This is a genomic window from Candidatus Binatia bacterium (assembly GCA_036382395.1).
Lineage (GTDB): Bacteria > Desulfobacterota > Binatia > HRBIN30 > HRBIN30 > JAGDMS01.
This window is the reverse complement of the sequence record DASVHW010000468.1, coordinates 1-12784: the sequence shown is the minus strand read 5'-3', so window position 1 is coordinate 12784 and position 12784 is coordinate 1. Positions and strand designations below refer to the sequence as shown.

Genomic DNA, 12784 nt, shown 5'->3' with positions numbered 1-12784 from the left:
AAAGCTCCGCGCAGCGCGCTCATTGCCGCCGCCAAACTGTTCGGAGCACTGGGTGAACCACACGCGCGGCGCCGTTTGTTCACCCTGCTCGATAAGCAGCAGCCCCAGGCCGTCCGCACGCATGCTCTCGGAGCCTTGCAGCAGTGCCTGCGCGGCCAGAAGCTGGCCACGGCCGAGATCGATGCCCTGGTACCGCTGCTCGATGAGGATGACGAGGCGGGAATTCTACGGCCCACCATCCATCTCCTCGAAGGCCAGACCCTCGACCGCGGCTACCTACCGCATTTGAACCGCCTGGCCGAAAGTCCGCAACCGTTGGTCAAGCGTTTTGCCGTGCACAAGCTCGCCGGCTTCGATTCCGGAGCGGTGCTCAAGACCCTCATCGGGTACTTGACCGATGACAGCTTCGCGCGGCGCGACGAGGCCACGGCCTCACTCAAGAAGATGCCCGCCGCCCGCGCCACGCTGATGAAGGAGTTCCTGGCCTGCGACGACGAGCGCAAAGCTTGGGCGCTGGCGGATATCCTCTTGGTGCACGAACGCGATTGGAAGAAGACTGCTCTCGATGAGCTTTGGAAGAAGCTGCAAGACGCCCTGGAGAAGGGTGACGACCGCCTGTACACGGCCTATTTCCATTTCCTGAACGGGATGGCTCCCGAGTTCCTGGCTCAGCGCGTGCGCTCTCGCGCCGAGCACCTCCGCAAAAACAAAGACTTCCCGGGCACGGCGAAGTGGCTGGCACTACTCAAGGACACCCCGGCTTTCGACGCCGAAAGTGCCTACGCGCTCGCTCTCGCCGAACTCAAGTCCCATCCGCATACGATCTCGGGAACGCCGCGCAAGCACGACCCGGCCCTCGATCTGTTCCGCGAGCTGGGGGGCTCGACCTTTTCACTGGCGGAACGGCTGCGCAAGGAACGCCTGCTCGGCCCCGACGAGCTGTTCTACGTAGCCTTCAGCTTCGCCGAGGGCCAAGGCCACGAGCGGGCAGTTGCCCGCGATCTGCTGGAACACCTCGCCAGCAAGTGGGGTCGCACCAAGGTCGGCAAGGCCGCCAAGAACAAACTGCGCCTTCTCGGCGCTGCCGAATAGGCGCACCCCGAAAGACCCGCGCTCAACGATGGCGAGATCTGGGGCTCGGAACCCAACGGGGCACGGTCTGGCAGTAGTCGCCGTAGCTCGCGCCGAACTTCGCCTGCAGATGCGGCTCCTCATACAAAACGACTCGCAAGTGGAAGAGCAAGAAGAGCAGCGCACCGTAGAGCAAGAGTACACCTGCATCGAAGATCAGCCCTTCCCCGAGGAGGATGAGCACGATACCCACATAAATCGGGTTGCGCGCCCATCGATAAAGCCCCCGGGTCACCAGCACACGCGGTGGATCATAGGGCGCGGGCGTCCCCTTGCCTGCTACCCCGAAATTCCATGCGCACCAGAGATAGACCGCGACACCGAGAGCGACGGGGAGCACGCCTAACGGCCGCAGAGTGCCCGGTACGCCGAGCCGAAACGCCAGCTCACTGTGCTGCAACACGTAGGGCACAGCGACGGTGACGGTGCCTGGCACAAGGACGGTAAAGATCAGACTCCTGAGGAAAAGCATGAGACCCTAGTAGACAGAACGCCTGCTTCAAGACAACATACCACTTCGATGAATCCAGAGAGCTTGTCCGATGCATCCTCATAGCCTCCGCGCCGTGGTAACGGGCGCATCATCCGGAATCGGTGCCGCCTTCGCCGCGCAGCTGGCCCGCGATGGCTACGATGTGATCATCGTGGCGCGGAACCGCGCGCGTCTCGAGACAGAAGCGAAGCAGCTGCGGAAAGAAGGCGCGATCGCCGTCGAAGTCATCGCCGCCGACCTGACGGATGCGGGTGACCTGCAGCGCGTCGCCAAGCGCCTTGCCGAGGAGCGGGGGCTCGACCTGCTGGTCAATAACGCCGGGTTCGGCACCACGGGTGCCTTTGCGCGGCTCGATCCCGCCAAAGAGGAAGAGGAGATCCGGCTCAATGTGGTGGCGCTGGTGCGGCTGACGCGCGCCGCCCTTCCGCGCATGATCACGCGCGGCCACGGCGCCATTATCAACGTGTCCTCGATGGCCGCATTCCAGCCCGGACCATACACGGCCACCTACGGCGCCACCAAGGCCTTCGTGAACTCGTTCACCGAAGCGCTGCACGAGGAGCTCCGTGGCACCGGGGTGCGCGTGCAAGCGCTCTGTCCCGGCTTCACGCGCACGGCTTTTCAGAAACGGGCAGGCATCGATGTGTCACAGATTCCCTCGTTCGTGTGGATGAGCCCCGAAGCCGTGGTGGAGGCTTCGCTTGCCGGCCTGAAGCGCGACGAGGTCGTCTGCGTGCCGGGTCTCGCCAACCGCGCCCTGGTGACGTTTACCGGTGTGGTGCCGCGAAGCCTGACGCGACGGATTGCCGGGACTCTGGGCAGGCGCGTGCTGGGATAATCACCGCCCAGGGCCGAGTAAGCCAGTGCGCCTGAAAAGGCGCGTTTTGCCCTCTACGCTGCTGGCCTCGGCCCTCCGTCTTCCGCTATATCCTCGGGCCATGAGAAACACGGTCGAGCCGACACTGAGCAACGGCAGTGACCGCATCACTGCGGCTGACGCGTTGAGCCTGACGGTGATCTTTCTTCTAGCCGTCATCGTGGCCTTCTTCCGAAGACAGCTCGGCGCAGACGCCGTCTGGCTGCTCGGCACCTTTGCCAGCTTGTCGCTCTTCATCCTCCTCGCCATAGTCATGTCCGGGCGGCGGCCGATCTGGGGGATGGTGCACGCTTTTTCTCCGGCGCTGATCCTTCCCGTGTTGTTCAACACCTTGGGGCCGCTCATCGATTGCAGCAGCCCGGCCCGGTGGGACGCGGAATTCGCCCGGCTTGACGCGCGGCTGTTCGGCGACTTGGCGGCACTGTGGCGCGGCGTGCTCGGGCGCCCGGCTTGGCTGACCGACCTCAGCTACCTTGCGTACGTCAGTTATTACCTGACCCCGGTGGTGCTCGCTGTTCTCCTCTACCGCCGGGAAACGAAAGATGACTTTCGGCAGCTGGTGTTTACGGTCGCGCTGACGTTCTACGCCTCGTATGTCGGCTACTTCATGTTTCCCACGCTCGGCCCACGGGTACCAGCGCACAGCGAGGCATGGCTGATTGGCGGCGGCGCCGTCAGCCGTGGCGTGCGGCTGTTCATCGAAGCGGCAGAGCGCACTCGTGCTGACGCGTTTCCCAGCGGGCACACGGCAATTGCCGTTGTCTGCCTCGCCTTCGCCTGGCGCACCTCGACGGCAGCCTTCGTCGGCCTCGCACCCGTCGTCGCCGCGATCATCTTCTCCACGGTCTACCTCCACTACCACTACGTGGTCGATGTGGTTGCGGGGCTGGGGCTGGCGGGGGCCTGTATGTGGGCCGGACCGCGGCTTGAGCCGGTCGTCGAACCTAGTACGGTGCTGCGACGCTTCGGTCTTCGCTTGCGGCTGTGGTAAGCCCCGTTCCCGGCATTCCAGCAGGCAACTCAGGTACGGATTTGCCCGCTGCCGTACACCACGTACTTGTAAGTCGTCAGCTCGCGCAGGCCCATCGGCCCGCGCGCGTGCAGGCGATTGGTGGAAATCCCCACCTCCGCCCCAAAACCGAATTCGTAACCGTCGGTGAAGCGCGTGGAGGCGTTGACGTACACGGCGGCGGAATCGACCTGGGCGAGGAACTGGCGCGCTTGCCGTAAGTGCTCGGTGACGATGGCGTCGGAATGGCCGGTGCCGTAGGTATTGATGAAATCGATGGCCTCGGCGAGCGAGTCGACGACCTTCACGGCCAGGATCAGATCGAGGTACTCGGTGCGCCAATCTTCCTCGGTGGCCGGCCGCACTCCTGGCACGATCTGCCGCGTGCGCTCGCAACCACGGATTTCCACGCCCGCCTGCTCAAAAGAACGGATCATGGGCGGCAGGAATTGCGGCGCCACCGCCGCATGCACCAGCATATTCTCCATGGCGTTGCAGACGCCCGGACGCTGCACCTTGGCATTGAGGCAGATACGCTCCGCCATGGCGAGATCGGCGTGCTCGTCGACGTAGGTGTGACACACACCGGCGTAGTGCTGAATGACCGGGATGCTGGAGGATGCCGTGATGGCGCGGATCAGGCTTTCGCCGCCGCGTGGAATGATCACGTCGATATACTGACTCTGCTTCAGGAGGACCTGCACTGCTTCACGCTCCGCCGTGGCGATGAGCTGGACCGCCGTGGCCGGCAGCTCCGCCGCCGCTGCCGCCTCCGCCAGCACCGCGGCGATCGCGCTGTTCGTCGCCAGCGCTTCCGACCCGCCCTTGAGCACCACCGCATTGCCGGCCTTCAGGCAGAGGGCAGCGGCGTCGGCTGTGACGTTCGGCCGCGACTCGTAGATCACGCCGACCACCCCGAGCGGAATCCGCACCTGCCCGATCTCCAAACCGTTCGGCCGGCGCCACTGCGCCATGGTCTCACCCACCGGATCGGGAAGCTGGGCAACCTCTTCCACCCCCTTCGCCATGGCGTCGATGCGCGCCTCCGTCAGCGTTAGCCGGTCCAGCAACGCCGCCGAAAGCCCCGCTTCGCGGCCGCGCCAGACATCCTCGCGGTTTGCCTCCAGCAAGCGAGACCGATTGGCGCGCAACTGCTCCGCGGCGCCGCGCAGGCAGCGGTTCTTCGTGTCCGCCGAGGCTGCCGCCACAAGCCGCGCGGCTTGGCGGGCAGCCCTACACAAATCGACGATATCTTCCTGCAAACTCATGAACCGACGATACAAAATCGAGGCCCTCAGGCAAAGGGGGACAACTGGCGAGGCGCGCCTCGCGCCTATCGCATATGGCTTATTGCCTATGGTCAGAAATCCCTAAGCGATGTGCCATAAGCCATATCCCAGGACTTGAGCGAACCGAGAGTTAGGCGAAGATGATAAATGTCATCTTTTTTATTGACCTTCGAACGGCCGGTCCATGGTGCAAGCAGCGGCTGTAGAAATCGCTTCGCGCGACAAGATCTTGGACGCAGCGGAAGATCTGTTCGCACGTCGGGGATTCGCCGGCATCGGCATGCGCGAGGTGGCTGAGGTGGCCGGCACTGAACAGTGAGATCTTCATGCACACCGTCATGCCGAACTTGAAGCGACTCAATCTGATTACCGAGCGCACGGAACCGGAGTATCGCCGCATCGGCATGATTTGCGGCGACCGCTTCGACGTCACGCACGAACTGCCCATCGCCAACTGAGAAAGCTGAGCCGGTGAACCAGTGATCTCCCTACTGGCTCACTGGCTGACTGGCGCACCACTCCGCACGCTCGTCGAAACCCGCCGCGTTGACTCGCGGGCGCCGCTCCGTCATTCGTGCTTGCCGGAAGACGGGCATGACAACCATCGAACTCCCACTGGAGCGGCGCGCGGTGCTGCTGAACGGTCTCGGCGTCATATTCCTCGCCTCGATTCTGTTCGGCCTCATGGCTGTGTTCGTGCGCGTGGCGGCGTACGAGATGCCACCGTTCCAGATCGCCTTCGTCCGCTTCACGGGCTCCCTACTCGTCCTCCTCGCCTTCGGGCGCGGCCGCGCTCTGCGACCGCAGCCCGGCAACCTGTACCGCATTCTGCAGCGCGGCTTGCTGGGCGCCGGAGCAATCATCCTCTACTACCATGGCATCCGCGGGGCCGGAGCCGGCCTGGCCACCTTGCTCAACTGCACCTACCCCGTGTTCACCGCGCTCTTCGCCACGACTCTGATGGGCGAACGGTTCGATGGGCACGTCGCGCTGGCGATAGCCTTGAGCATGATTGGTGTAGTCATCATCATCAACCCCGCCGCTGCGCTCAGCCCGTCGGCGACCTGGGGCGGTCTGAGCGCATTGGCGGCGGCCGTATTTGCGGGCGGTGCCGTGGCCACAGCCCGCCAGCTGCGTATCACCGAAAGTGCCTTGCTGATCACCACCTACTTCATGGCGGTAGGCGCGGCGCTCACCGCGCCGTCGCTGCTCCTCGGAGCACCCACGTTGTCTCCCGGTCTGCTGCTGGCGCTTACCGGCGTGGTCGTGACCTCCGTCGGCGGACAGGTGCTCCTGCACCAGGGCCTCGGCTTTGCGCCGGCAATACAAGGCAGCCTGGCGGCAACGATTAGTGTCGTCACCGCCGCCGCGGCCGAGGCCTTCTGGCTCGGCGAACATCTCAGCCGCCAGAGCATGCTGGGTGCGGCGATCATGCTCTTAGCCGTAGGACTAGCCGCCAGCCGTCGCTGAAGACGGGCCGGCCTCGCCTCTTCTTGCGTCGGTGGCATTTGCGCTTATCCTGTCGGTAAGCGACTATCGCAGCGGCACGGAAGTCGAGGCTGCGTGGGTAAGCGGTAGCATTCCGGGGAAGATCATCATGCGGGAGCTTTCCATCGGCGGCAGTCGAATCGAGTTGGTCCGCGGTGACATTACCGGCCAGGACACCGACGCGATCGTCAACGCGGCCAACACGAGTTTATTGGGCGGCGGCGGCGTGGACGGCGCCATCCATCGTGCCGGCGGCCCAGCCATCCTGGCTGAATGCAGGGAGCTTGGCGGCTGCGCCACGGGGGAGGCGAAGATCACTACCGGCGGCAAGCTCAGGGCGAAGTACGTGGTGCACACCGTCGGCCCGATTTATCGTGACGCGAAGCACGGCGAGCCGGATCGGCTCGCCAGCGCCTATCGCCGCAGCCTTGAAGTTGCGGCCGAGAACGGCGCGACCACGCTCGCGTTTCCTTCCATCAGCACCGGGGCCTACGGTTTCCCGATTGCCCAGGCCGCACGCATCGCCATCATGACGGTTGCCCGCATGCTGCGCGCCACTCCCCAGATCAGACTCGTGCGCTTTGTCCTGTTCAGCGCCTCGGATCTGGCCATTTACGAGCAAGCGCTGGCAGAGACGGCAGCGCAGCTCCATCAGCGCTGACGACCCCAGGACCATGCCGGACATCTCGACGGAACAGCTCAAGCTGCTCTATGATGTGAGCCGCTCGCTGCATGCACTGATCGATCTCGATGACCTCCTCCCGTTCGTGGTCGGCGAGACCAAGGATCTCCTAGGCGCGGAAGGGTGCTCGGTGATCTTGCTGGATGAGACCGGCCGCGAATTGTTCTTCCCCTTCGTCAGTCCGGAAAATGAGGCGATCGCGCATCGCCTACGCCAGCTTCGCATGCCCGCCGACAAGGGCGTGGCCGGCGCCGTGGTGCAGACGGGCGAGTCGCTCCTGGTTCCAGACGTGCACCGCGATCCCCGGTTCTACGCCGAGGTCGACCAACAGACCGGCGGCGACACGCGCTCGATTCTCTGCACCCCCTTACGCACACAACGCGGCATCATCGGCGTGATCGAATGCGTCAACAAGCGCCAGGGCGAGTTCACTCAGTCAGACCTCACCTTTCTCGAAGCCCTCGCCGGCAGCATCGCTGTCGCCATCGAACACGCGAGCCTGTACCGGACGCTCAAGCTGTCCGAGGCCAAGCTGCGCGATGAAGTTGCCTTGCTCGCCCGCGAACGGCAGGCACTGCACCGCTTTTCCGACATTGTCGGTACCAGCGCCGCCATGGAGAAGGTGTTCCGCCTGGTGGAGAGCGCCCTCAGCTCGCCGATCACGGTCTTGCTGCAGGGCGAGACGGGAACGGGCAAAGAGATGATCGCGCGCGCCATCCACTTTCATGGGCCGCGCAAAGAGAGGCCCTTCGTGGCCGTCAACTGCGGCGCCTTCACCGAGAGCCTATTGGAAAGTGAGCTGTTCGGCTACCGCAAAGGGGCGTTCACCGGGGCCAACACCGACAAGCGGGGGCTCTTCGCCGCCGCCGACGGCGGCACGATGTTTCTGGACGAGGTCGGCGACACACCGCCACCGATGCAGGTCAAGCTGCTGCGGGTCTTGGAACGCGGCGAGTTCATCCCGGTCGGCGACACCGAAGTACGCAAAGTGGACACCCGCGTGATTTCCGCCACCCACAAGGACCTTGCCGACGAGGTGCGTGCCGGGCGCTTCCGTGAAGATTTGTATTACCGGCTCAACGCCTTTCCCATCCGCGTTCCACCCCTGCGCGAACGCCGTGAAGACATCCCGCTCTTGGTGGCGCACTTCCTCCAACGGCTGACGCACAAATGGGGCAAGCCCTCCGCCAGGGTGAGTCCCGACGCCATGGACTGCCTGGTGCGCTACCCGTGGCCGGGCAACGTGCGCGAGCTCGAGCACGAACTGGAGCGCGCGCTGACCCTCGCGGGCGAGGCCAGCGTCCTCGGGCCGGAGTACTTCTCCGAACGCGTCCTGGCGGCTGCCACGCACAGCGGCCGGATGCGGCCGCTCGGCCCACTCAAGCAGGCCCGCAACGCCTTCGAGCGCGAATACATCGCCCATGTCCTGCGTACTCAGGCTGGTAACGTCTCGCATGCCGCCCGCGCCCTCGGAATCAGTCGCGTCATGCTGCAAAAGAAGATGAAGGCATTTGGGCTCCGCTCCACCTCGCCAAGCTGAGCGATCAAGCGTTGTCGGGTGTGCGTCAAGTTTATAGGTCCGGAGAACCCATCTTGCGACTGGAAGAAAGTCGGCTCCGTGGTTAGACCCTGCGGTCGATACGCCGAAGGCGTTATGCACCACAGCCCAGGGTCGGCGCGCTGCGCGCCCACCCTGGGGAGAGAATCAGCAGCGCACCCTACCCCAAAGGGGTTGCGCTCTGTCGCCGGCAATCTGACACCGGCAACATGAGGCGCGAGCCGCCACAGGTCGCCCCCCACGTAACCCTTTCAGGGTAGAATCGTTGGGTCCTCTGTCCCCAGGGTAGCCGCTGACGCGGCAACCCTGGGCTCTGATCCCTAACGCCTTCGGCGTATGCGAAACGCCCCGCAGCAATAGTATCGCCTCATGGTAACCTGCAGGGGGCGCTCCGGGTCGCGTTCTTCTCAACGCCAGGTCTTTCGACGAATCCTCCGTTTCGACTCCCCAGCGTTTGAGAGTAGCCCTACTATCAGACAGGCCAGGGAACACGACCTGGATCGAGATTCCCCACATTCATAACGCACATCCAGCCTAGTCGGCGCTCCGCCGACCTCCGCGGTTGACTCACCTCCGCGACCCCGTATGCTGGTCCCTTCAACCACCAGGTGAAGGAGGATAAACGACAATGAAGCTGTATGATTTCGTTGCAGCGCCGAACCCAAAGAAGCTGCGTGTCTACCTCGCGGAGAAGGGGATCACCGTTGCGCTCGAGCCGGTCAATATCATCGCGGGGGAGAATCGCACCCCTGAGTTTCTGAAAAAGAATCCGTTGGGTGGCCTGCCGGTACTGGAGCTCGATGACGGCAGCTACCTGACTGAATCGTTGGCGATCATAGAGTACTTCGAGGAGCTGCACCCCAATCCCCCGATGATCGGGACCTCTCCCTTGGAGCGTGCCCGCGTGCGGGAAGTCGAACGCATGGCGGAGCTGGGGGTCCTGCAGCGGGTGGCCGTCATCTTCCAGAACAGCCATCCGTTCTTCGCCGGCCGGGTCAAGCAGTCGGCGGACACCGCTGAGACCGCCCGCGGCCAGCTCGCATCCTTTCTCAAGGTATTGGATCGGCGCATCGGCACTCAACCCTTCGTGGCCGGCAGCCGACCGAGCATCGCCGACTGCACCCTGCTAGCCGCGCTGGACTTTGCCGAGTTCGCGCAGATCCAGATCGATCCCTCGTGCGCCAACGTGGCGCGCTGGCACAACGCCTTCAAGCAGCGCCCCAGCGCCCAGGCGTGATTTCAGACCCCGAGTGAGACCGTAACGTGGTGTGAGGTCCGAGGCCTCACACCACGCGCTGTGACCGTAGCGCCTGGATGGCCGCGTCGGAGTAACCGAGGTTGGCCAACACCTCGTCCGTATGCTGCCCGAATTGCGGCGGCGGCGTCAGTTGCACCGTCGGCGTATCGGAAAGCTTCAGCGCTGAGCCCACCAGCGTCTGCCCGGCGACCTCCTGCACCATGTGGCGCGCCTGCGCCTGCGGATCGGCAAAGGTGTCCGCGATGCTGTTCACCGGCCCGAAGCAGATGTCGATCGGCTCGAGTTCTTTCAGCCATTCGGCCTGTGTCTTGCTTTTGAACTTCTGGCGAATGACGCGAAACATCTCCTCGCGTCGTTCCCCCTCCGCAAACTGGTCCGGAATGAACTCCTCCACTCCCAGCGCCACGCACAGATTGCGCCAGAAGTGCTCTTCGAGGGCGCCCACGGTGACGTACTTGCCGTCTTTGGTTTCGTAGACGGCGTAGCACGGGTTGTGGCCGGTGAGGCGGTTCAGGCCGCGCTCCGGCTGCTGGCCGGTGACCAGGTAGATGAGCGTGTGAAACACGTTCCAGGAGATGCTGCCGTCCATCATCGAGATGTCGATGAACTGGCCGCGGCCGGTGTGCTGGCGCGCCAGCAAAGCAGCGAGGATGCCCACCGTCGCCATCAACGCGCCGCCGCCGATGTCGGCCACCTGCACGGGCATGATGGTCGGCGGGCCGCCGGCCGCGCCCGAGACCCCCAGCACGCCGGCATAGCCGAGGTAATTGATGTCATGGCCGACCTTGTCGCGATAGGGTCCGTCCTGTCCGTATCCCGAGATCGAGCAGTACACCAGTCGCGGATTGAGCGCGCTCATCTTCGCGTAATCGATGCCGAGGCGTTCGGTCACGCCGGGGCGAAACCCTTCCAGAATGATATCCGCATCTTGCGCCAGGCGGTCGAAGATCTTCTTGCCCTCCGGCGACTTCAGGTTCAGCGTCATGCTGCGCTTATTCCGCTGCGCCAGGGCAAGGCCGATGCCCATGACGTCGTTCGGTGCCGCCACCACCAGCACGTCGACACCGAGGTCGGCCAACATCATCGAGCAAAAGGGGCCGGGCAACTGCCGCGACAGGTCAAGCAGTTTCACATTACGAAGCGGGGGCGCCATTCGTTCCTCCTGGGCATCACGGTCTGGGCGCGGAACGTAGCCCAGCGATTCCGGCGTCGCAAGCAGCCACTCGCCCGTAAGAGCCAGTTGAAAAAGGCTGAGACACCCTTCGACAAGCTACCAATGAACCGTTCGTCGAGGTTCCCCTCCTTGGGGGACTGTCGATAAGCGCGAGCCGCCCCTCGATACGGCCCCTGAGAAAATGGGGCCTACTCGGGGTGAACGGGGAAAACCCTCTGAAATCAATATGGAACCGCTCGCCCAAGTAGCCGCCCTCTTTCCCGATCATCCCGAGTTGCGGCCTTCTCTTGGCCGCGTATCGAGGGGCTGGCGGCGTATCGAGGGGTGCCCGCTGGGCGAAAATCGACAGTCCCGTAAGGAGGGGGTTCATTGGCCCAGTGCACCCCGCGCGCAGAGTTGAAATCTCAGAAGGGTGAGCGGAACAAGTCATTGGAAATCGGGGCGGGGATCCGCTCATGCTGAGCCTGTCGAAGCACGGGGCGGGGTTCTTCAACGAACCATAAGCCATACGCCATATGCCATCTGCTATTCTCGCGGCAGATGGACTCCCTCAAGGATCGCATTCGCGCCGAGGCGCACCGCATCGGCTTCCAGCTCTGCGGTTTCGCGCGCGTCGAAGCGCCCCCGCATGCGGAGTTCGTCCGACAGTGGCTGGCTGATGGCAACGCCGCGGGCATGAGCTACATCGGGAACGGCATCGCCAAGCGTCTCGACCCGCGTCTGGTCCTGCCTGAAGCGCGCAGCCTGATCACGGTCGGCTATCGCTATCTGCCCCCTCCCCTACCGCCGATCGACTGGCAGCAACAGCTGCGCGGCCGGATCGCGGCCTACGCCTGGGGTGCCGATTACCATGCGATTGTGGCAACGAAGCTCAGTGAACTGGCCGCGTACGCTGACGGAGTGAAGGCGGGGGTTGTGGCTCGCGCGTACGTCGATACGGGCCCGGTTCTCGAACGGGAATGGGCGGCAAGCGGCGGTGTCGGCTGGTTCGGCAAGAACACCAACATCCTGCACCGGGAGGAAGGCTCGTGGTTTTTTCTGGGGGAGATCCTCACCAACCTCGAATTCGATTCCGACCCGCCGCAGGTGGATCATTGCGGCACCTGCACGCGCTGCCTGGATGCCTGTCCAACGCAAGCGCTCGAGCCCGCTTACCGGCTCGATGCCCGCCTCTGCATTTCCTACTTGACCATCGAACACCGCGGCAGCATCCCCGCCGGCTTGCGTCCCAGCATGGGCAACTGGATCTTCGGTTGCGATGTATGCCAGGAGGTCTGTCCGTGGAACGACAAATTTGTCCGCCGTCACGGCGCGCCGGAGTCTGAAGACCTGCTGCCTTATCTTCCGGAGCTCTTGCGGCTCGACCGCGATGCGTTCCGCCGCCGCTTCCGTGACAGTGCGATCCGGCGCGCCAAGCGTGATGGCTTCGTACGCAACATTGCGGTTGCCCTGGGAAACACGCGCAACCCGGCCGCGGTGGGCCCGCTCGCTCAGGCTTTACGGCACGATGCCTCGGCGTTGGTTCGTGCCCATGCGGCGTGGGCACTCGGTGCCATTGGTGACCGATCGGCGCGGCGCTCCCTCGAATCGGCTCGTCCTCATGAGCCGGACGAGGAAGTGTGCCGAGAAATCGCTGCAGCGGTTGCCGCATCGCAATCTTGAAGCTTGGTAGCCCCTGTGCTAGGCACCCTGTCTCATCGCACGATTCGTCCTGGATGCGAGTATTCATCGACGACGTTTGGCGATGCATGGTCCCCGGTAGCTCAGTCGGTAGAGCGATCGGCTGTTAACCGATCTGTCGCTGGTTCGAGTCCGGCCCGGGGAG

13 protein-coding genes and 1 tRNA gene are annotated in these 12784 nt (G+C 64.1%); 11 read left to right on the top strand and 3 right to left on the bottom strand.

Annotation, left to right across the window (positions count from 1 at the left end; translation table 11 throughout):
- Window positions 1-1092 (top strand): HEAT repeat domain-containing protein (locus tag VF515_23050; GenBank protein HEX7410504.1); only part of this gene is annotated, 1092 nt, incomplete at its 5' end.
- A 22-nt stretch (window positions 1093-1114) separates the two neighbouring features.
- Here the strand turns inward: VF515_23050 and VF515_23045 are convergent.
- Window positions 1115-1603, bottom strand: a complete 489-nt coding sequence (locus VF515_23045; GenBank protein ID HEX7410503.1) for an isoprenylcysteine carboxylmethyltransferase family protein — start codon at window positions 1601-1603, stop codon at window positions 1115-1117.
- 70 nt (window positions 1604-1673) lie between these two features.
- On the opposite strand from VF515_23045, the gene VF515_23040 reads away from it, so the two are divergent.
- Together VF515_23040 and VF515_23035 are read left to right on the top strand one after the other, a co-directional pair.
- Complete coding sequence (locus VF515_23040) at window positions 1674-2462, top strand: SDR family oxidoreductase (protein ID HEX7410502.1); 789 nt, start codon at window positions 1674-1676, stop codon at window positions 2460-2462.
- A gap of 100 nt (window positions 2463-2562) precedes the next feature.
- The gene (locus tag VF515_23035; GenBank protein ID HEX7410501.1) at window positions 2563-3492 is read left to right on the top strand and encodes a phosphatase PAP2 family protein; all 930 of its coding nucleotides are present in this window, start codon (window positions 2563-2565) and stop codon (window positions 3490-3492) included.
- Between the two features lie 29 nt (window positions 3493-3521).
- Here VF515_23035 and VF515_23030 read toward each other — a convergent pair whose 3' ends face one another.
- Window positions 3522-4778: a glutamate-5-semialdehyde dehydrogenase gene (locus tag VF515_23030; protein HEX7410500.1), complete on the bottom strand. Its 1257-nt coding sequence runs from the start codon at window positions 4776-4778 to the stop codon at window positions 3522-3524.
- A 205-nt stretch (window positions 4779-4983) separates the two neighbouring features.
- Between VF515_23030 and VF515_23025 the strand changes: the two genes are divergently transcribed.
- From VF515_23025 to VF515_23000, 6 genes are all read left to right on the top strand, one after another.
- Window positions 4984-5118, top strand: a complete 135-nt coding sequence (locus VF515_23025; GenBank protein HEX7410499.1) for a TetR family transcriptional regulator — start codon at window positions 4984-4986, stop codon at window positions 5116-5118.
- Between the two features lie 7 nt (window positions 5119-5125).
- A complete protein-coding gene (locus tag VF515_23020; GenBank protein ID HEX7410498.1) occupies window positions 5126-5257 on the top strand; it encodes a hypothetical protein in 132 nt (43 codons plus the stop codon).
- Window positions 5258-5393: 136 nt separating this feature from the next.
- Complete coding sequence (locus VF515_23015; GenBank protein HEX7410497.1) at window positions 5394-6269, top strand: DMT family transporter; 876 nt, start codon at window positions 5394-5396, stop codon at window positions 6267-6269.
- Between the two features lie 127 nt (window positions 6270-6396).
- Window positions 6397-6948 (top strand): O-acetyl-ADP-ribose deacetylase, encoded by a 552-nt coding sequence (locus VF515_23010; protein ID HEX7410496.1) that lies wholly within the window; start codon window positions 6397-6399, stop codon window positions 6946-6948.
- A 13-nt stretch (window positions 6949-6961) separates the two neighbouring features.
- Window positions 6962-8509 carry a sigma 54-interacting transcriptional regulator gene (locus tag VF515_23005; GenBank protein HEX7410495.1) on the top strand — a complete coding sequence of 516 codons (1548 nt, stop codon included), beginning with the start codon at window positions 6962-6964 and terminating at the stop codon, window positions 8507-8509.
- Window positions 8510-9155: 646 nt separating this feature from the next.
- On the top strand, window positions 9156-9764 hold the full coding sequence (locus VF515_23000) for a glutathione S-transferase family protein (GenBank protein ID HEX7410494.1): 609 nt from the start codon (window positions 9156-9158) through the stop codon (window positions 9762-9764).
- A 46-nt stretch (window positions 9765-9810) separates the two neighbouring features.
- On the opposite strand, the gene VF515_22995 is transcribed toward VF515_23000, so the two are convergent.
- The gene (locus tag VF515_22995; protein ID HEX7410493.1) at window positions 9811-10938 is read right to left on the bottom strand and encodes a CaiB/BaiF CoA-transferase family protein; all 1128 of its coding nucleotides are present in this window, start codon (window positions 10936-10938) and stop codon (window positions 9811-9813) included.
- Window positions 10939-11499: 561 nt separating this feature from the next.
- Here VF515_22995 and queG point away from each other — a divergent pair.
- A complete protein-coding gene (queG, locus tag VF515_22990; protein HEX7410492.1) occupies window positions 11500-12621 on the top strand; it encodes a tRNA epoxyqueuosine(34) reductase QueG in 1122 nt (373 codons plus the stop codon).
- A gap of 90 nt (window positions 12622-12711) precedes the next feature.
- Window positions 12712-12784 (top strand) — tRNA-Asn (locus VF515_22985).